This window comes from Bradyrhizobium sp. 604_D8_N2_3 (assembly GCF_051810765.1).
In the GTDB taxonomy this organism is placed as follows: Bacteria; Pseudomonadota; Alphaproteobacteria; order Rhizobiales; family Xanthobacteraceae; genus Bradyrhizobium; species Bradyrhizobium barranii.
This window is the reverse complement of sequence record NZ_JBPWPM010000001.1, coordinates 7481390-7501425: the sequence shown is the minus strand read 5'-3', so window position 1 is coordinate 7501425 and position 20036 is coordinate 7481390. Positions and strand designations below refer to the sequence as shown.

The window sequence follows — 20036 nt, the reverse complement described above, 5'->3', positions numbered from 1 at the left end:
GTCAGCTTTCCGGAACGAGGAAGATCGCGGCGAGCGGCGGAACGGTGAGGCGAAGCTCGGGCGCCTTGCCGCCAGCGGCATGAACCTCGCCGATGTTTCCGACATCGGTGCCGCCGTAATGGGCGGAGTCCGAATTGAACACCTCTTTCCACTTGCCGGCAAAGGGCACGGGGACGCGATAGTTGCGATAGACGTTGGGTGAGAAGTTGATGATCACGAGACACCGTGCGTGCTCGTCGAATCCCTTGCGCAGCCAGGCGAACACGTTGCGGTTGGCGTCATCCGTGATCAGCCATTCGAATCCGCCCTGTTCGCAATCCATCTGGTGCAGCGCCGGCACCGCGCGATAGAGCCGGTTGAGGTCGCGTATCAGCGCCTGGATGCCGGAATGATACTTGTATTCGAGCAGGTGCCAGTCGAGCGACTGGTCGTGATTCCATTCGCGGCTTTGCGCGATCTCCGCGCCCATGAACAGCAGCTTCTTGCCGGGATGGCCGAACATGAAGCTGTAATAGGCGCGCAAATTCGCAAAGCGCTGCCATTCGTCGCCGGGCATGCGGCCGAGGATCGAACGTTTGCCGTGCACGACCTCGTCATGTGACAGCGGCAGGATGAAGTTCTCCGAGAAAGCGTAGTGCAGGCCGAACAGGATATCGCCGTGATGATGCTTGCGGTGGATCGGATCCTTGCTGATGTAGTTCAGCGTGTCGTGCATCCAGCCCATGTTCCACTTGTAGCCGAAGCCGAGCCCGCCGAATTCGACCGGGCGCGAGACCTGCGGCCACGCGGTGGATTCCTCGGCCGCCGTGGTCGCCTGCGGGAAGCGCGCGAACAATTCTGTGTTGAAGCGGCGCAGGAAAGCGATCGCCTCGATGTTCTCGCGGCCGCCATACTGGTTCGGAATCCAGGCGCCCGGCGGGCGGCTGTAGTCGAGATAGAGCATGGAGGCGACCGCATCGACGCGCAGGCCGTCGATCGCGTAACGCTCGAGCCAGAACAGCGCGTTCGACACCAGGAAGTTCGTCACTTCGGTGCGGCCGTAATTGTAGATCAGCGTGCCCCAGTCGAGGTGGCGGCCCTGGAGCGGATTGGCATGCTCGTAGAGCGAGGTGCCGTCAAAGCTGCCGAGCCCGTGCGGATCGTCAGGGAAATGGCCGGGCACCCAGTCGAGCAGCACGCCGACGCCCTCGCGATGGCAGGCATCGACCAGCGCGGCGAAATCCTCAGGCCCGCCGAAGCGGCTGGTTGGCGCATAAAGGCCGGTCGGCTGATAGCCCCAGGAGCCGTCGAACGGATGCTCGCTGACGGGCAGGAATTCGAGATGGGTAAAGCCCATGTCGCGGGCATAGGCCGGCAGCTGCTCGGCCAGTTCGCGATAGGTGAGCCATTCGTCGCCGTTCTTGCGGCGCCAGGAGCCGAGATGGACCTCGTAGATCGACATCGGCGCCGAGAGCGCGTTGATGCCATCCGGCGCCGGGCGTGGGCGCGCGAGATGTGCCTCGTCGAACACGATGGAAGCCGTCTTCGGCCGCACCTCGCTCGCAAAGGCCATGGGATCGGACTTCAGCGGCAACTGGTGGCCGTGCGGCCCGATGATATCGAACTTGTAGTGGTCGCCGCCCTTGGCGTGCGGGATGAACAATTCCCAATAACCGGCACCGCGGACCCGCATCGGATGGCGCCGCGCGTCCCAGAAATTGAAATCGCCGACCACGGACACGCGCCGCGCATTCGGCGCCAGCACGACGAAGCCGATGCCGTCGATGCCTTCGAGCCGCATCGGATGCGCGCCGAGCTTGTCGTAGAGGCGCTGATGGGTGCCTTCGCCGAGCAGATAGAGATCGAAATCGGTCAGGATCGGCGGGAAGCGATAGGCGTCCTCGAACTCGACGATGTTGTCGCCGAACCTGGCGCGGAGCTGATAGCGCTTCGAGCCGTTCGGCAAGGCGCCGATGAACAGGCCCGAAGCGTGGACGCGATCGAGCTTCGCCACCTCGCCATGTTCGCCCACCGCCTCGACATTGGTGGCCTCGGGGAGGAACGCGCGCACCACGCTCGTGCCGCCCTCGGGATGCAACCCGAGATAATGGAAGGGGTCGGGGTGGCGGCCCTCGATGATCGCGTAGGCCTCGGCTGGCAGTTTAGGCATGGGCTTCGCTCTCATTGGACAGAATGCGAAGCAGTCCGGTCAGCGGCGCGCGGAGCCCCTCAGGCCGGTGGGACAGCTCGTACTCTACTTCGTCGAAGGCTTGATCAAGCAGGAAAAACCTTAACAGGCCTTCCGCGGATTGCCGATCTTCCGGCCACAGCCGGCGATCGGTCATGGCTTCGCGGTAAGCGCTAAGGAATGTCGCGGCGGCGCGTTCGCGCCATTCGCCGAGTGCGGTCGCGAGCCGGTCCTGCTCGTCGGATGCGCCCGTCAGCGCGCGGCTAAGCGCTGTGTTAACCGAAAGCTCGATCGAGCGGATCAGGCCGGCGACGTCGCGTGCGGCCGGTGCCTTGCGCCGCTTGTCGGCCAGCGCGAGATGCGGATTGCCGTCGAAGTCGATGATGAAGATATCGTCCTTCACGATCAGAATTTGCCCGAGGCGGAAGTCGCCATGATGACGGATGTTCAACCCGCCGATGCCGGATGGCAAGAGGGCGTCGAGGTGGTCGGGCAGGGTCGCACGCACCGCGACGAGCTGATCGATCAGCGGCCGGTCGGATTCCCGCAGGCCGTCGCGGCTGTCGGCGAGCCGTTCAAAAACCCGCTCGGCCCGTGCCTTGAGGTCGGAGGCCCAGCGTTCGACCTGTGCGGGGCCGATCGGCTCCGGCGCGAGATTGTCGGGCCTTGCGGCGGCGAGAGCCACGTGCAGCTCGGCGAGCCGCCGGCCGATCTGCGCCATGAAGTGCAGATAAGGCGCCTGCTCCTGGGTCTCTCGGGGCGCTTCGCTCATCGGCGCCAACCGCTGCTCGTCGATATAGCGGTCGAGATAACCCGTGGTGACGGCCCAGCCGTCGCCCTGGTTCTCGACATAGGCGTGCAGCACGCCGACCGCGCTGCTTCTGTCGCCTTCGACCAGCTCGACGCTGCCGAGCAGCGCCGGCGTATTGGCAAAGTGCGCGACGTCGGTGAGGTAGGAGCCGATCTCGATCTCGGGATTGATGCCGCCTTCGAGCTGGCGATAGATCTTGGCGACGTACTGGTTGTCGACCAGCGCCGTGCTGTTCGACTGCTCGATGGCGCGGATGCGTTCGGGCTCCTTGATGATGTAATCTGCGAACCGGCTGGTCGCCTTGAACTCCAGACGCAGATTGTTCTCTTCCACCACCAGGTTCTGCGACAGATTGCGCAGGAACAGGCCGATGAAGATCTGCTCGGTCGCGACGTCGAGCAACGTACCTTCGCGCGCGCCCTGACGCACGGCGGCGAGCGCCTTCGGGTTGAAGCGTTCGCGGTCGAAGCGCACCCATTCGATCTGCATCGGCAGCACGTAGCGCGCCGTGGCATCCTGTTGCGGGGTTTCGAAGACCGCGATCCAGGGCCTGTTGTCGCCGATGTCGCAGAACGGCACCGCCGAGGTCAGCGTCGGCTTGATCTGCTTGGGATCTTGCTCGGGATACCAGCGCGTGCGCGACAGGAAGCCTGGCAGCACCTCGTGCTCGAACACGCCGCGCTCGCGCGCCAGCGACACCCAGGTCGAATTGACCGGCACCACCAGCGTCTCGAATTCAGGCACCGCGCGCGGCGTCACCGGCTCGGACTTGTTGCGCTCGGTGAGCTGGAACCAGTAGAAGCCGTAAGGCCCCAGCGTGATCATGTAGGGCACCTCGCCGATCGGCGGAAAACGCGTGCGTCCGAGCATCTCCTGCGGAATGCGGTCCTTCCACGGCGACAGATCGAGCTCGGTCGCCTGGGCTGCGCGCGAGAGGTTGGCGACGCACAGAATCACCTCGTCGTTGTACTGCCGGACATAGGCCAGCACGGCGCGGTTGGCCGGGCGGATGAAGGTCATGGTGCCGCGGCCGAAGGCGAGGGTCGATTTGCGCACCGAGATCAGGCGCTTGGTGGCGCTGAGAAGCGAGGACAGGCTGCGCGACTGCGCCTCCACGTTGACCGACTCGTAGCCGTAGACGGGGTCCATGATCAGCGGCGCATAGAGGCGGGCCGGATCGCAGCGGGAGAAGCCGCCATTGCGATCCGGGCTCCACTGCATCGGCGTGCGTACGCCGTTGCGGTCGCCGAGATAGATGTTGTCGCCCATGCCGATCTCGTCGCCGTAATAGATGATCGGCGTGCCGGGAAAGGACAGCAGCAGCGAGTTCATCAGCTCGATCTTGCGGCGGTCATTGTCCATCAGCGGCGCCAGCCGCCGGCGGATGCCGACATTGATGCGGGCGCGGGGATCGTTGGCGTAGGTGGTCCAGAGATAGTCGCGCTCGACGTCGGTGACCATCTCCAGCGTCAGCTCGTCGTGGTTGCGCAGGAACAGCGCCCATTGGCAGCTTGCGGGAATGTCCGGCGTCTGGCGCAAGATGTCGGTGATCGGAAAGCGGTCTTCCTGCGCGATCGCCATGTAGATGCGCGGCATCAGCGGGAAGTGGTAGGCCATGTGGCACTCGTCGCCGCGGCCGAAATATTCCTGCACGTCCTCCGGCCATTGATTGGCCTCGGCCAGCAGCAGCTTGCCCTTGGAGTAGGAGTCCAGTTCCTGGCGCAGGCGCTTGATGATCGCATGCGTCTCGGGGAGGTTCTCGTTGTTGGTGCCGTCGCGTTCGCAGAGATAGGGGATGGCGTCGAGGCGGAATCCGTCGACGCCGGCATCCAGCCAGCGCTTCATCACCTGGATCAGGGCGCTGACCACGCGCGGATTGTCGAAATTGAGGTCCGGCTGGTGCGAGAAGAAGCGGTGCCAGTAGAACGCCCCGGCCTCGTGGTCCCAGGTCCAGTTCGACTTCTCGGTGTCGGTGAAGATGATCCGCGTGCCCTGGTATTTCTGGTCGGTGTCGCTCCAGACATACCAGTTGCGGGCGCTCGAGCCCGGATGGCTGCGGCGCGCGCGCTTGAACCATTTGTGCTGGTCGGAGGTGTGATTGACGACGAGCTCGGTGATGACGCGCAGGCCGCGCTTCTGCGCTTCCTGGATGAAGCGCTTGAAGTCCTTCATCGTCCCGAAATCGGGATTGACCGAGCCGTAGTCGGCGATGTCGTAGCCGTCGTCGCGCCCGGGCGATGGATAGAACGGCAGCAGCCACAGCGCGGTGACGCCGAGCTCCTGGAGATAGGGCAGCTTCTCGGTCAGTCCGGCGAAATCGCCGATGCCGTCATGGTTGCTGTCGGCAAACGCCTTGACGTGGAGCTGGTAGATGATTGCGTCCTTGTACCAGAGTTCATCCACGATCTCGGCTGCCTCGGCTTTTTGGGTGTCGACGGAAGACAAAACATTCATGGCGTGATCCTTACGCCAGGCAGCGGAACAGCAGCGCCGGGTCGCGGTCGGGATCGATATATAATCTGATCCCGCCCCATTCGATGCGGGACAGTTCGCCTGTGATGAGATTTTCGAGTGCGGTGACGTGGCGGCGTGCGCCGCCGGCGTCGATGGTGAGGTCGCCCAGCGGCAACCAGACTTCGCGGACATGGCCCGAGAGGGCGATGACCGCGACGACGGTGTTGGCTGGATCGGCCGCCTCCTTGGCAAAGGCGATCGTCTCGCCGTCCTCGACGCCGAGGAAGCGCAGATTCTCCGTTTGCTGAAGCGCGGCGTTATCGTTGCGGATGCGATTGAGCGCGGCGATGTAGGTCTTGATGTTGCCGGGCCGGTCCCAGTCGCGCGGCTTGATCTGGTATTTCTCGGAATCGAGATATTCTTCGCGGCCGGGAATCGCGTCATGCTCCAGCAGCTCGAACCCGCTGTAGATGCCGTAACTGCCGGACAGCGTCGCGGCCAGCGCGACCCGCGACTTGAACGCCCAGGGCTCGCCGCCCTGGAGATGATAGGGCAGCAGGTCGGGCGTGCTCACGAACAGATTCGCCCGATAGAAATCGCGCTCGGGATAGCGGGTCAGCTCGCCCAGATATTGCTCCAGCTCCCACTTCGCCGTGCGCCAGGGGAAATAGCTGAAGGACTGTGCAAAGCCGAGCTTGGCGAGGCCCTGCATCAGCTTCGGTCGTGCAAAGGTCTTGGAGAACAGGATCACCTCGGGATGGCGGCGGCGGATGTCGCTGATCAGCCACTCCCAGAACGGAAGCGGCGCGGTGTCGTGATTGTCGATGGCGAAGATGGTGACGCCGTGGTCGATCCAGAACAGCATGGCATCGCGAAACGCGTTCCACAGCCCGGCCCTGTCGACGGAGGCGAAATCGGGGATGACGATGTCCGAATAGGGATCATCCGCCGTCCGCACCGAGCGGTCCGGCCGCCATTTGAACCATTCCGGATGCTGCGTCAGCCAGGGATGGTCCGGCGAGCATTGCACGGCGAAGTCGAGCGCGAGCTCGAGGCCGTATTCGAGACAGGTCGCGACCAGCGCGCGGAAATCCTCGATCGTGCCGAGCTCGGGATGCAGTGCATCGTGCCCGCCCTCGGCCGTGCCGATCGCATAGGGCGAGCCGGGATCGCCTTCGGTCGCCACCGGCGCATTGTTGCGGCCCTTGCGGCGGGTGCGGCCAATGGGGTGGATGGGCGTGAAGTAGAGCACGTCAAAGCCCATCGCGGCGATGTCGGGCACGCGCGCGATGCAGTCACGCAGCGTGCCATGCCGGCCGGGACTCTGGCCCTGGCTGCGCGGCATCATCTGATACCAGGCGCCGAAGCGCGCTCTGTCGCGGTCGACGATCAGCGGGAAGTTCTGCGAGCGGGTCAGGTCGGGCCGCGACTGGCTCTCAGCCATGGCCGCGCCGAGATCGGCTGCCAGCAGCGAGCCGACATCGCCGGTCTGAAGATAGTCCTCGCATTGCTTCACGATGACCGCCGCGGCGTCCTGCCGGGCGCCATGTGCCTTGGTCAGCAGGCCGGCGCCCTCGATCGCATCGAGGTTGACGTCCGCGCCGGCGCGCCGCTTGCGCTCAACCCCGTGCGACCAGGTGGCGAACTCGTCGGTCCATGCCTCGATCGCATAGACATATTGGCCGGGCTCAACGGGGGTGAACGCGCCGGACCAGCGGTCATTGCCGTGATGGATCATCGGCTCGCTCCGCCATTCCCGGTCCTGCTCTCCTCGCCAGATCAGCGCGGCACCGATCACCGCGTCGCCGTCGCGATAGATGTCCGCCCAGACGTCGACCCGTTCACCCGCAATACGCTTCACGGCGAAACGGCCGCCGTCGATCGAGGGATAGATATCTTCGATGAGGAAAGCACCGCCGGCTGCGGCACTCTCGACAGTTTGAATTGTCTTGTTCACGGTGATGCCATTGACAAGAAAGCAGGAGCCCGTTTCCCTTGTCGGGAACCTACGCTTGATACCAATATAGAAAGCCGCTTGTGTGTCATTGGTTCCCTTGGGAACGGCAGGCACGGTCTGCGAGTTAGCCCTGACTAACCTCTTCCACGACCTCGTTAAATTCCCTGCCCCCGGCCGGATGACGGCCTGCAAGCTGCGTGCCGAATGGATCTTTTAGCTCAAGCCCGGATCAAGGGCGTTCAGTCCGAATTCGTCGATGCCCTCGGAAAGCTGCGGGTCACCGATCCCGTGGCCCTCAAATCCATCCTCGAGGCCCTGCCGGAGAAGCGGGTTTACCGCTTCGTCGGCGGGCCCGTGGTGGTGCGCGCCCTGGGACATCCGCGCACCGAATTGAGGACAATCGGCGCGCCGCCGCTGCAATGGACATTGCGCGCAAACGGCAATGTGATCGCGCAAGGCGAGACCCACGAGCCCGTGATCGCCTGGCCCGCCGGCCTGCCGCTCGGTTATCACCGGTTGACGCTGACCGACGCCAAGGGTGTTGCGGAAGAGGTGCCGATGATCGTGGCGCCCGAACGCGCCTTCGGCGGCGATTTCGCCCGTGGCTGGCTGCTTGCCGTGCAGCTCTACAGCGTCCGCTCGGACCGCAATTGGGGCATTGGCGATTTCACCGACCTCGCCGATCTCGTCCGGCTCGCCAGGCAGCTCGGCGCCGATGGCGTCGGGCTCAATCCGCTGCATGTCCTGTTCGACAACCACCCCGCCGATTGCAGCCCTTATTCGCCGAACAGCCGGCTGTTTCTCAACCCGCTCTATATCGACGTCGAGGCGATCCCGGAATTTTCCGCCGACCTCGTCCCCGACGCGGCTGCGACCGCCGCGCGGCTGCGCGAAGGCGATCGCGTGCCCTATGCGGACATGGCGGCGCTGAAATGGCTCGGCCTGCGCGCCGCCTACAACAGTTTCGTGACGAGCGCGAGCGAGGCGCGCCGCAAGGAATTCGACGCCTTCTGCGCGGACCGTGCGCCGCTGTTGTCCCGCTTTGCCTGCTTCGAGGTGCTGCGGCATCGCTTCTCCGGGCCTTGGTGGGAGTGGCCGCAAGACTGGCAGCAGCCGGATGAAGCCAAATGCGCCGAGCTCCGCAACGGCCCCGACAAGCGCGAGGTCGAGTTCGTCGAATTCGTGCAATGGACGGCCGATAGCCAATTGCATGCCGCCAAGGAATTGGCCGGCCAGCTCGGCATGCGCGTCGGGCTCTATCTCGACGTCGCCGTCGGCGTGCAGTCCAACGGCTTCGACGCCTGGAACGAGCAGATGGCGATTTCGCGCCATCTCGCCGTCGGCGCGCCGCCCGACGTGCTCAACACCGTCGGACAGGATTGGGGCCTTGCCGGCTTCAATGCCGGTGGTCTGGAGGCGCAATCCTTCGTGCCGTTCGCCGACATGCTGGCCGCCTCGATGCGCCATGCCGGCGCGATCCGGCTCGATCACGTGCTGGGGTTGAAGCGGCTGTATCTGGTGCCGCGCGGCTTCAAGCCGGACAACGGCGCCTATGTTCAGATGCCGTTCGAGGCGCTGCTCGGCGCCGTGGTGCGCGAGAGCGCGGCGCACAAATGCATCGTGATCGGCGAGGACCTCGGCACCGTGCCGGAAGGTTTCCGCGAGACCATGCAGGATTTCGGCATCTGGTCCTACCTCGTCATGATGTTCGAGCGCGACGATGCCGGCCGTTTCCGCAATGCCGACCATTACCGGCCCAACGCGCTGGTCACGCTGAACACGCATGATCTGTGCACCTATGCCGGCTGGCGCTCCTTCAGCGATCTCAAGATGAAGCGCTCGCTCGGGCTCGACCCCGGCGAGAACGACCAGGCGCGCTGGGATGCGCTCGGCAGGCTCGACGAGATCCTGCGCCAGAACGGCATCAACGCCAACGATCTCTATTCGGTGCTCGCCTTCCTGTCGCGGACGCCGTCGCGTCTTCTGGCGGTGTCGCTGGAGGATCTGCTCGGCGTGATTGACCAGCCCAACATTCCCGGTACGATCGATGAGCATCCGAACTGGCGCCAGCGCCTGCCGGTGGCGCTCGACAAGATCGCCGCCAAGGTCGATGTTACGGCCTTGAAGGCGGCGACGCGGGAACGCTCGTTGACCGGCGGGAGTTGAAACGGCGGATTTTCCGGGGCTCGTGACACATTGGCTCAGAGGATCGAGGACTATGCGCTGATCGGCGATTGCGAGACCGCAGCGCTGGTCGGGCGCGACGGCTCGATCGACTGGCTGTGCTGGCCGGCCTTCGATTCCGATGCCTGCTTTGCCGCGATCCTCGGCACGCACAAGAACGGCCGCTGGCTGATCGCGCCGGGCGAAGACATCACCGGTATCTCGCGCCGCTACCTCGGCAACACGCTCATCCTCGAAACGCGTTTCGAGACCAGGAGCGGCGCCGTTGCGCTGATCGACTTCATGCCGCCGCGCGGCAAGGCCTCCGACATCGTGCGGCTGGTCCGCGGCCTCACGGGCACGGTGAAGATGCGGATGGAGCTTGTCATCCGCTTCGGCTTCGGCGTCGACATTCCCTGGGTGCGACGCATCGACCATTCGCTGCTGGCGATCGCCGGCCAGGACATGACGGTGCTGCGCACCCCGGTGGAGACCCGCGGCGAGGATCTGACCACGGTCTCCGACTTCGATGTGAAGGCGGGTGAGACGGTGCCGTTCGTGCTGACCTACGGCCCCTCGCATCTCGATCCGCCCGCGCCGATCGATCCGGAGATCGCCTTCCGGGAGACCGAGAAATTCTGGAACGAATGGTGCAGCCGCTGCACCCGCGACGGCGAATATCACGATCTGATCGTACGCTCGCTGATCACGCTGAAGGCGCTGACCTTCGCCCCCACCGGCGGCATCGTCGCGGCGCCCACCACCTCGTTGCCGGAAAAGCTCGGCGGCGCCAGGAACTGGGATTACCGCTTCTGCTGGCTGCGCGATGCGACCTTCACGCTGCTGGCGCTGATGAACTCGGGTTACACCGAGGAAGCATTGGCCTGGCACAATTGGCTGCTGCGCGCGGCGGCAGGCTCGCCGGCGGACATGCAGATCATGTACGGCATCTGGGGCCAGCGGCGTCTGCTGGAATGGGAAGCGGGCTGGCTCGACGGTTATGAGGGCGCCCAACCGGTGCGCGTCGGCAACGCCGCGCATGCGCAGCTCCAGCTCGACGTCTACGGCGAACTGATCGACGCCTTCCACCAGTCGCGCATGGCGAAGCTGAAGCTCGACGACGAGACGACCTGGGCGCTGGAATGCGTCGTGCTCAACCATCTCGCCGAGGTCTGGGACCATCCCGACAACGGCATCTGGGAGCTGCGTGGACAGCCGAAGCACTACGTGTTCTCCAAGGTCATGACCTGGGTCGCCTTCGACCGCGGCATCAAGAGCGCCGAGACCTTTGGCTTCAAGGCGCCGCTGCTGCATTGGCGTGCCCTGCGCGAAGCCATTCATCGCGATGTCTGCAACAAGGGATTTGACGCGGAGGAGAATGCCTTCGTCGACTTCTATGGTTCAAAGCTGCTCGATGCCAGCGTGCTGCTGCTGCCGGCCGTCGGCTTCCTGCCGCCATCGGACCCGCGCATTCGGGGCACCATCGCCGCCGTCGAGAAACACATGATGCGCGACGGTTTTGTGCTGCGCCACGACCCCCGCGAAGTGTCCGAGGAGACGCAGCCGATCGAGGGCGCGTTCCTGGCGTGCAGCCTGTGGCTGGCCGACGCGCATGTGCTGGCGGGCGATCTCGACAAGGCGCAAGCCTTGCTCGACCGCGTGGTCGGCATCGCGAACGACGTCGGCCTCTTGGCCGAAGAATATGATTCAGGCGCCCAACGCCAGACCGGCAATTTCCCGCAGGCCTTGACCCACATCGCGCTGATCAACACCGCGCACAATCTCTCGGCCGCGAGGCAGGAGAGCGAGAAGCCGGCGGTTCAGCGGTCGAAGTAAGGGGGGAGGGAACGCACCTCCGTCGCGGCGTCAGTCGAGTCTCATCTCATCAGATCTCAGCCCACCCCGTTCCGCTTCAAAACCACCTCCATCGCCTCCGCAAAGCCGTCCTGCTCATTGGTCGCGGTGACGTGGGTGGCCTGGTCCTTGACGCTGTCGGTGGCATTGCCCATGGCGATCGAGGTGCCGCTGACGCGGAACATCGCAAGGTCGTTCTGCATGTCACCAATGGTGGCGACCGCGTCGGTGGAAATCCCAAGGCGCTTGGCCATGGCTTGCACGAAGGTGCCCTTGTCGAAGCCGGGCGGGGTGATGTCGAGATAATAGGTCTGCGAGCGCACCGCGGTGGCCGCGCTGCCCAGCGCTTCCTGCATCGCCTTCTCGCAGCGCTCAAGGCCGGCGGCATCGGCGCTGGCACCGACGATCTTGCAGGCGCTTGCAAGGTACGGCGAGAAATCCGTCACGATGGTGGGATCAGAACGGATCGTGTGCTGCTCGTGCGCGACGTATTTACCATCAGGGTTGTCGATCAGCCATTTGTCGGTGGTGAAGAGCCAGATGTCGGCGCCGAACTCCCGGAGGATCTGCAAGGACCGTTCGGCGGCGCTCGCCGGGATCAGGTGCTGCTCGACCGCATGCATCTCGGGATCGACGATCGAGGAGCCGTTGAACGGGCCGATCGGCAGCCAGAGCGCCAGCGGCTCGACCAGGAACCGCATGCCGATCGCGGGGCGGCTGGAGGTGATGGTGAAGCCGATCCCGGCCTTGTGCAGCCGCTGCACCGCGGACTGCGCGCGCTCCGTCAGCGTCTTGTCCTTGGTCAGCAGCGTGCCGTCGACGTCGGAGACGACCAGTGAGATTTTCGTCATGGCAGGACCTCAGGGTTTGTCGGCCTCAGCGTTTCGCCCCGCTCAGCTTTAATTGCCGGACCACGCCGTCAACGATCGCCTCGACGGATTCATCGATCGAGACGGTGACGACGTGCTCGCCAGCCTCGGGCGGCTCCAGCGTCGTGAATTGGCTCGTCAGCAGTTCGGGCGGCATGAAATGGCCCTTGCGTTGCGCGAGGCGGGCGGCGATCAGCTCCCTGGTGCCCCTCAGGAAGACGAAGCGGACGTCGTCGCGTCCGCGCAGCAGCACGTCGCGATAGGTGTGCTTCAGCGCCGAGCAGGCGATGATCACGTGCTCGCCTTTATCGCAAACCCGCGCAATCTCGTCGGCGATGGCGTTGAGCCAGGGCCAGCGGTCCTCGTCGGTGAGGGGGTGGCCGGCTCGCATCTTCTCGACATTGCTGGCTGGGTGAAAGCTGTCGCCGTCCTCGAAACGCCAGCCGAGCCGCTGCCCGAGCGCCTCCGCAACCGTACTCTTGCCTGAACCCGACACGCCCATCACGATCAACGCACAAGGTGCTTCAACGCCCGCCACGAATTCCCTCCGGAAGCGCGGCCTGGTCGACCAGCCAGACGGTCTCACCATTCGAGCGCGCGCGTACAGCCGGCAGAGTCTCGCCATTGAGCAGGCGCGTCAAGATCGGCTGCTTGTCGTGCCCGGCAATCTCGAACAGCATTTCGCGGCAGGAGGCCAAGGCGGGCAGGGTCAGCGAGACCCGTGGCACGAACGGCGCGACATTGGCCTTGGGGACGCCGACCACCCAGCGTGTGGTCTCCTCGATCGCGGGGTAGCCGGGGAAGAGCGAGGCGGTGTGGCCGTCCGGGCCCGCGCCCATCAGGACCATGTCGAACAGCGGCCGTGCCGGATCGAGGCTTTTGGCGCCGTAGAAGGACTGAAGCTCGCGCGCATAGGCCTCGGCACCCGCTTCGGGGCTTTCAGCCGTGGTGGGGATCGGGTGAATATGCCCGGACGGCGCATTGCGGTCGAGAAAGGTCGCGCGCGCGACTGCCATGTTGTTGAGGGGATCGCTCGAAGGCACGAAACGCTCGTCGCCGATGAACCAGTGCACGCGGTCCCACGGGATCTTGCCGCGATACGCGTCGCTGCCGAGCAATTGATAGAGCTTTTTCGGGCTGGAGCCGCCGGTGAGGCAGATCGCGATCCGCCCGGGATTGGCTGATATCCGCGCCATCACCCGTTCGGCTGCGGCCTGCGCCAGCGCCTCGGCGTCGGCCTCGACGATCAGCTTCGGCTGGTCGGCCGCTTCCATCACGTAAACTTCCGCCAGCTTCGCCCGTCGCGCCGGAGCAACTCATCGGCGCAGGCGGGGCCGTCGCTGCCGGCGGAGTAGGTCTCGATGCCGTTGGTGCCTTCACTTTTCCAGGCGTCCAGGAACGGCTGCACCGCCTGCCATCCGGCCTCGATGCCGTCGGCGCGCTGGAACAGGATGTTGTCGCCGATCATGCAGTCGTAGATCAGAGTCTCGTAGCCGGTCGAGGGATCGGCGCGGAAATAGTCGCCGTACTTGAACTTCATCTCGACGCCGTCGATGGTGATGCTCGGCCCCGGGATCTTGGCGTTGAACTGCAGCTCGATGGTTTCGGTCGGCGCGATGCCGATGGTGAGGAAGTTCTGCGACAGGCGGTCGACATCCGTGCCTGAGAACATCGACAGCGGCGCCTGCTTGAACTTGATCGCCACTTCCGTGCGCTTGTGGCCGAGCGCCTTGCCGGTGCGCAGATAGAACGGCACGCCGGCCCAGCGCCAATTGTCGATCATCAGCTTCAGCGCGACGAACGTCTCGGTGGTGCTGCCGGGCTTGACGTCCTCGGTCTTGCGATAGTCCGTGATCTCGTCGTCGCCGATGCGGCCGGCGAGATATTGCGCGCGCACCGAATTCTTCAGCGCCTCTTCCCGGGTCGGCTCCTGGATCGACGTCAGCACGTCGGCCTTTTCGGAGCGCACGGAATGCGCATCGAACCGCGCCGGCGGCTCCATCGCGACCAGCGACATCAGCTGGAACAGATGGTTCGGCACCATGTCGCGCAGTGCGCCGGTGGCATCGTAGAAGCCGCCGCGATGGCCGACGCCGAGCTTCTCCTCCACGGTGATCTGGATGTGGTCGATATGGTTGCGATTCCAGATCGGCTCGAACATGCCGTTGGCAAAGCGCAGCACCAGGATGTTCTGCACCGTCTCCTTGCCGAGATAATGATCGATCCGGTAGATCTGGTGCTCGTCCATGATCTTCAAGAGCTCGGCATTCAGCGCCTTGGCTGACGCGAGATCGGTGCCGAACGGCTTTTCGATTACGAGCCGACGCCAGGCGCCGTTCTCCTTCATCATGCCGGTGCGGCCGAGCTCGCGCGCAGTCGGCGCGAACGCGGCGGGCGGCGTTGCCAGATAGAACAGTCGGTTACCGCCGGTGTCCTGCGCGCATTCCAGCGAATCCAGATGCGCGCGCAAGCGGTCGAAGGACGGGGGATCCTTCGGATCGGCCTCGACGAAGGTCACGCATTCCAGCAGCTTCCGGGCGATGTCGTCGTCCACGGGACGGGTTGCGAACTGGCGCAGCCCCTTCAACAGGCTGTCGCGCAGCTCGTCATCCGACTGGCGGTTGCGGGCCACACCGACGACGCAGAACTTCTCCGGCAACAGGTGCTCGGCGGCCAGATTGTACAGCGACGGCATCACCAGCCGATGGGTGAGGTCACCGGTCGCGCCAAAGATGACGAAGGCGCAATTTTCGGGCTTGCGCTTGGCCTGCGGGTCTTTTGTCACGAATGATCGGCCTTCGCTCTGTTACTTGTTACTTCGGCTCTTATTTGGGTTTCGAAGCGCCCGGCTGCTTCGGCTCCTTGTGGCCGCCGAAACCCGCGCGCATTGCGGAGAGAATTTTTTCGGCGAAGGTGTGTTCCTTGCGGGAACGGAAACGTGTGTAGAGGGCCGCGGTCAAGACTTCGGCCGGCACGGCCTCGTCGATCGCCGCATTCACGGTCCAGCGGCCTTCGCCGGAATCCTCGACGAAGCCGGAATATTCCGCAAGCGCAGGGCTGTCGGCGAGCGCCGTCGAGGTGAGGTCGAGCAGCCAGGACGGGATCACGCTGCCGCGCCGCCACACCTCCGCGATATCGGCAAGGTCGAAATCGTAGCGATGATCCGCCGGCAAGGCCTCGATGTTGGCATTCTTGAGAATGTCGAAACCTTCGGCATAGGCCTGCATCAGGCCGTATTCGATGCCGTTGTGGATCATCTTGACGAAATGGCCGGCGCCCACGGGACCTGCATGGATGTAGCCCTGCTCGATGCGGGGATCGCGCCCCTCACGTCCCTCCGTGCGCGGAATGTCGCCGGCGCCGGGCGCAAGCGCCGCGAAGATCGGATCGAGCCGGTCGACCACCTGCTTCTCGCCGCCGATCATCATGCAATAGCCGCGGTCGAGCCCCCAGACGCCGCCTGAGGTGCCGACATCGACATAATGGATGCCGCGCTCCTTCAGCGCCTTGCCGCGGCGGACGTCGTCCTGCCAGAACGTGTTGCCGCCGTCGATGATGACGTCGCCGGCCTGCATCACGGCTGCAATCGTGTCGATCGTCGTCTCGGTGATGTGGCCGGCCGGCAGCATCACCCAGGCCGCGCGCGGCCGCTCCAGCTTGGCGACAAACTCTTCCAGCGTCGCCGAGCCCTGTGCGCCGTCTGCGGCGAGACCCGCGACGGCCTTGGTGTCCTTGTCGTAGACCACGGTCGTATGACCGTGGCGCATCAGGCGGCGAACGATGTTGCCGCCCATCCGGCCGAGGCCGATCATGCCGAGTTGCATCGAGAGATTCCCTTAGTTCAGCGCATCGTTAAGCGCCGCGTTGAGCGCCGCGAGACCTTTCTTGAGTCCGCCCTTGAGGTGGACCCGGAGCGCGCGCCGGCCGCGCTCGGTGAGCACGTCGAAGTCGCCGCGCGCCTGCGCGGCCTTGATCACGCCGAAGCTCGCCTTCTGGCCCGGCACCGACAAGTCCTTGGCATCGTCGGCCGTGATCTGGAGAAGCACGCCGCTGTCGGGCCCGCCCTTGTAGGCCTGCCCGGTCGAATGCAGGAAGCGCGGTCCGAACTCGGCGCAGGTCGCGACGTGACGCTTCTCGCGCACTTCGAGACGCATCGTCTGGAGTGCGTCGATCGTCGCCTTGTCGCGCGCGATGTAGCCGAGCAGGGCGACATAGTCGCCATGACCCGAGCGGGAGAGATGCGCTTTCAGCCACGAGGTGAGGTCGCCGTTGGCGCCGGCGGCGCGCAGCGCCGTGGCGTTGGCCTCGTCGGTGTAGAGATCGGCCTCGTCGGTGCTGACCACCGGCTGTTCGGCCGGTAATGCACCGGTCTTCTCGAACGACGCGGTGAGCTCGCGGGTCTTGATCTTGGCCGCTTCCACGTCCGGCTGGTCGAACGGGTTGATGCCGAGGATGCTGCCCGCGACCGCCGTCGCCATCTCGAAGCGGAAGAACTCCTGACCGAGATGGTCGATCGATTTCATCACGATGCGCACGACGGGATGGCCGGCGGCTTCGACCGCGGCGAGCTTGGAGTCATGCGCGGCGTCCGCTTCGCCTTCGGTGCGAATGTCGATGAAGAAACGGTCGTTGCCGTAGAGCGCGGGCTCGCCGAGCGGTTCGCCGGCGATCGGGATCAGGCCCTTGCCTTCCTTGCCGGTCGATTCCGCGATCAGCTGTTCGGCCCAGGCGCCGAAATCGGCGATCTTCTTCGACGACAGGATCGTCACCTTGTCGCGGCCTTCGAGGCCGGCGAGGCCCATGGCAAGGCCGAGCTGGACGCCCGGGTTCTCACCTGGCGGCACGTCGGGTCCGCAGGAGCGGGCCATGGAGAGCGCGTGTTTGACCAGCGTCTTGACGTCGATGCCCGCGGTTGCCGCCGGCACCAGGCCGAACGGCGAGAGCACCGAATAGCGGCCGCCGATCGAGGGTTCGCCATGGAAGATGCGGGCGTAGTTGAGGCTCTTCGCCGCCTTCTCCAGCGACGAGCCGGGATCGGTCACCGCGATGAAGCGATGGCCGGTCTTCACTTTCGGCCCGACCGCCTGTGCGACGCGTTCGTGGAAATAATCCTTCATCGCGTTCGGCTCGGTGGTCCCGCCGGATTTGCTGGACACGATGAACACGGTGTTGGCGATGTCGATCCTGGCCTCCATTGCCCGGACCTGTGCCGGGTCGGTGGAATCCAGCACGTGCAATTTCGGGAAGCCGGACTTCCGCGCAAAAGTCTCGGCCAGCACCTCGGGGCCAAGGCTCGATCCACCCATGCCGAGCACGACGGCATCGGAGAACTTTTGGCCCTTCACGCGGCTCGCATAGTCCTCGTAGTCGGCGACGTCGGCCTTCGCCGCGCTGTCGAGCCAGCCGAGCCATTTGTCCTCATCGGTGCCGGTCCAGACCGATTTGTCGCGCTGCCACAACCTGCGGATCTTTGCCGAGGCGCGCCATTCCTCGGTGCTCTTGGCCACCGCCTTGCCGAGGCCGTCGCCGAGCGAGAGAAGCTGGTGGTCGATCGCGGGCCCGAGCACGGTTGCCCGCTTGTGGGCGACGGCGCCATAGAGCTTGTCGGCGGCATCGGCGAACTGCTTGACGCCGTCCTTGACGAGCTCCTCGGTGATCGCCTCGAGCGAGACGCCGGAGCGTTCCAGTTCTTCCAGCACGCGGCGGGCGTCGTCGACGTTCTCTTCCAGGCTGTCGCGCGGCTTGCCGTGGTCGCGGAACGCGTCGAGCGTCGCCGGCGGCACGGTATTGATGGTGTCGGGACCGATCAGCTCCTCGACATAGAGGACGTCGCTGTAGTCCTTGTTCTTGGTGCCGGTGGAGGCCCACAGCATCCGCTGCGGCTTGGCGCCCTTGGCAGCGAGCTTGTCCCAGCGCGGGCCGGAAAACAGGCGCTTGTAATCCTGGTAGGCGACCTTGGCGTTGGCGATCGCGACCTTGCCCTTCAGCGCGGCGAGCCGCTCCTTCTCGGATGGATCGTTGGCGCGGGCGATCTTCTCGTCGAGCTGCTTGTCGACGACCGAGTCGATGCGGCTGACGAAGAAGCTCGCGACGCTCGCCACGTGCGACGGGTCGCCGCCGCCGGCGACGTATTTTTCCAGACCGGCGAGATAGGCCTCGGCGACCTGGAGGTAGACGTCCCTGGCGAACAACAGCGTGATGTTGATGCTGATGCCGTCGCCGATCAGCGTCTCGATCGCCGGCAGGCCCTCCGGCGTCGCCGGCACCTTCACCATCAGGTTCTTGCGGTCGACATCCTTCCAGAGCCGCCGCGCCTCGGCGACCGTGCCGGCGGTGTCCATCGCCAGATAGGGCGAAACTTCCAGGCTGACATAGCCGTCGCCGGCCCTCAGGCGGTCATAGACCGGGCGGAGCACGTCCGCGGCGTTCTGGATGTCCTCGATCGCGACGGCCTCGAACAGGTCGGCCACGGTCCGGTCGCCGCGCTTCAGCGCCTTGCCGATCGGCGCATCATACTCGTCCGAACTGCCGATCGCCTTCTCGAAGATCGACGGGTTGGAGGTGACGCCCTTGACGCCGTCGGTGTCGATCAGCCGCTTCAGGTCGCCCTTGGCGATGAAGCCACGGGCCAGGAAGTCCAGCCAGACGGCTTGTCCGTGCTTTTCCAGTTCTTTGACGGGATTCATGATGTTTATTTATCTCCAAGCCTGCGGGCGAGGGGTTTCCGCGCCGGTCCTGACGCGCTATCCTCTAGCCTACATGCTCCCGGGAGGGAACCAATCAAGGGGATAGGCGTCTTACCCTCCAGTGTAACTCCGTCGCGATCATGGCGATCCAGGCGGAAGTAGCCGTGTTGCGTAAAAAGTCGTCGGCCGGAGCAATGGCCAGGGGCTCGTTACCAACGTAGCCGCTTCGTCTCGTCAGCCCAGTCTGCGTGGAGTGTCATCAGCGGATTACGGTCCGCCTGATAGATCGTCGCTCGGCCGCGAATGGCCATGCTGGGGAAAAGCATGCACGCACATCATGACCGCCTGACGCTCGCCGTTGCCGACAGCCCGCAATCGGTCGCGCCGGCCGCATGCATCGATGCGACCCACGATCTCGAAATCAGTCCATGTACGACCCAGCTGCGGCTGCTGGTCGCGGCGGGTTTCGCATTGACCCTGTTCAGCGCGACCCTTGCCTTCGACTGGTGGGACGGTCTGGGCGACTACGATACGACGGTCGGCTATGCCGGCGTCGTGCTGTTCGGCCTGGTGACCGGCCGGCTGATCTGGCTGCTGCCCGCCGAGCGGGGACCCGTGGTGATCGTCACCCCCTATGGCATCCGCGACCTCCGCATCGGCAACGAATTTCTGCTGTGGGACTCGATTGCGGAGATTTCGGCTGAGGAAGGCCGCGGCCACAAGGCGATCGTGCTGACGCTGACGCCGGCCTTGCAGCGGCAGCTCTGCACCATCAGCACCTTGGTGCCCCGTGCGCAGAATGAACGGCAGAATGAACGGATTGTCATCCGCTCCGAGGGTTTGGCGACCGATTTTGATACACTGCTGCGCGCTTGCCGCGATTGTCATGCTGCGAGCGCTGCGCGCACCGCATTGCAGCAGGAAGATGAACGCGGCACGCAAGGCTTCGCCGTACAAGCGTCATAAGATTGCCGCTCGCAGATCGCTCCATGTTGCAGTGCCGGATGGGCTCATCCCCGGTAATGCCCGGATGTTGCGACCAAGTGACATTTTCTGGAAATGAGCGAAGATAGAT

General features: G+C 64.8%; 12 protein-coding genes. 3 read left to right on the top strand and 9 right to left on the bottom strand.

The genetic code is table 11. The annotated features are described in order from the left end of the window. Position 1 precedes the first annotated feature (1 nt). Genes glgB through AB7245_RS35940 form a run of 3 tightly spaced genes read right to left on the bottom strand, consistent with a single transcriptional unit; the run spans position 2 to position 7389 of the window. Complete coding sequence (gene glgB / locus AB7245_RS35950) at positions 2-2149, bottom strand: 1,4-alpha-glucan branching protein GlgB (protein ID WP_085405231.1); 2148 nt, start codon at positions 2147-2149, stop codon at positions 2-4. Beyond that, positions 2142-5432, bottom strand: coding sequence for a maltose alpha-D-glucosyltransferase (gene treS, locus AB7245_RS35945; RefSeq protein ID WP_085405230.1), 3291 nt, complete (start codon positions 5430-5432; stop codon positions 2142-2144). Before treS ends, glgB begins: the two co-directional genes overlap by 8 nt. Positions 5433-5442: 10 nt before the next feature. After that, positions 5443-7389, bottom strand: a complete 1947-nt coding sequence (locus AB7245_RS35940; protein ID WP_085405229.1) for a maltotransferase domain-containing protein — start codon at positions 7387-7389, stop codon at positions 5443-5445. Positions 7390-7593: 204 nt separating this feature from the next. On the opposite strand from AB7245_RS35940, the gene malQ reads away from it, so the two are divergent. Together malQ and AB7245_RS35930 are read left to right on the top strand one after the other, a co-directional pair. After that, positions 7594-9555, top strand: a complete 1962-nt coding sequence (gene malQ / locus AB7245_RS35935) for a 4-alpha-glucanotransferase (protein ID WP_439035491.1) — start codon at positions 7594-7596, stop codon at positions 9553-9555. A gap of 30 nt (positions 9556-9585) precedes the next feature. Continuing rightward, entirely contained in the window at positions 9586-11388 is a 1803-nt protein-coding gene (locus AB7245_RS35930) for a glycoside hydrolase family 15 protein (protein WP_135214831.1), read from the top strand. Between the two features lie 56 nt (positions 11389-11444). On the opposite strand, the gene AB7245_RS35925 is transcribed toward AB7245_RS35930, so the two are convergent. The 6 genes from AB7245_RS35925 to AB7245_RS35900 are packed head-to-tail and all read right to left on the bottom strand — an operon-like array spanning position 11445 to position 18961. After that, positions 11445-12257 carry a Cof-type HAD-IIB family hydrolase gene (locus tag AB7245_RS35925; RefSeq protein ID WP_085405226.1) on the bottom strand — a complete coding sequence of 271 codons (813 nt, stop codon included), beginning with the start codon at positions 12255-12257 and terminating at the stop codon, positions 11445-11447. Positions 12258-12282: 25 nt separating this feature from the next. After that, positions 12283-12813 (bottom strand): gluconokinase, encoded by a 531-nt coding sequence (locus AB7245_RS35920; RefSeq protein ID WP_014492792.1) that lies wholly within the window; start codon positions 12811-12813, stop codon positions 12283-12285. Next, positions 12800-13549, bottom strand: a complete 750-nt coding sequence (gene pgl / locus AB7245_RS35915; protein ID WP_085405225.1) for a 6-phosphogluconolactonase — start codon at positions 13547-13549, stop codon at positions 12800-12802. Before pgl ends, AB7245_RS35920 begins: the two co-directional genes overlap by 14 nt. Continuing rightward, on the bottom strand, positions 13549-15060 hold the full coding sequence (gene zwf, locus AB7245_RS35910; protein WP_085405224.1) for a glucose-6-phosphate dehydrogenase: 1512 nt from the start codon (positions 15058-15060) through the stop codon (positions 13549-13551). The genes pgl and zwf overlap by 1 nt, the downstream gene beginning before the upstream one ends. 40 nt (positions 15061-15100) lie before the next feature. Next, the gene (gnd, locus tag AB7245_RS35905) at positions 15101-16099 is read right to left on the bottom strand and encodes a phosphogluconate dehydrogenase (NAD(+)-dependent, decarboxylating) (RefSeq protein ID WP_085405223.1); all 999 of its coding nucleotides are present in this window, start codon (positions 16097-16099) and stop codon (positions 15101-15103) included. Between the two features lie 12 nt (positions 16100-16111). After that, the gene (locus tag AB7245_RS35900) at positions 16112-18961 is read right to left on the bottom strand and encodes a bifunctional transaldolase/phosoglucose isomerase (protein WP_439035490.1); all 2850 of its coding nucleotides are present in this window, start codon (positions 18959-18961) and stop codon (positions 16112-16114) included. Positions 18962-19264: 303 nt separating this feature from the next. Between AB7245_RS35900 and AB7245_RS35895 the strand changes: the two genes are divergently transcribed. After that, the gene (locus AB7245_RS35895; protein WP_085405221.1) at positions 19265-19927 is read left to right on the top strand and encodes an STM3941 family protein; all 663 of its coding nucleotides are present in this window, start codon (positions 19265-19267) and stop codon (positions 19925-19927) included. Positions 19928-20036 lie beyond the last annotated feature (109 nt).

Excerpts from the sequence above, each read along its gene's own strand:
- treS (WP_085405230.1), bottom strand. The coding sequence starts at position 5,432 with ATGAATGTTTTGTCTTCCGTCGACACCCAAAAAGCCGAGGCAGCCGAG.
- gnd (WP_085405223.1), bottom strand. The coding sequence starts at position 16,099 with ATGCAACTCGGCATGATCGGCCTCGGCCGGATGGGCGGCAACATCGTT.
- pgl (WP_085405225.1), bottom strand. The coding sequence starts at position 13,549 with ATGGAAGCGGCCGACCAGCCGAAGCTGATCGTCGAGGCCGACGCCGAG.
- AB7245_RS35925 (WP_085405226.1), bottom strand. The coding sequence starts at position 12,257 with ATGACGAAAATCTCACTGGTCGTCTCCGACGTCGACGGCACGCTGCTG.
- malQ (WP_439035491.1), top strand. The coding sequence starts at position 7,594 with ATGGATCTTTTAGCTCAAGCCCGGATCAAGGGCGTTCAGTCCGAATTC.
- AB7245_RS35895 (WP_085405221.1), top strand. The coding sequence starts at position 19,265 with ATGGCCATGCTGGGGAAAAGCATGCACGCACATCATGACCGCCTGACG.
- glgB (WP_085405231.1), bottom strand. The coding sequence starts at position 2,149 with ATGCCTAAACTGCCAGCCGAGGCCTACGCGATCATCGAGGGCCGCCAC.
- AB7245_RS35900 (WP_439035490.1), bottom strand. The coding sequence starts at position 18,961 with ATGAATCCCGTCAAAGAACTGGAAAAGCACGGACAAGCCGTCTGGCTG.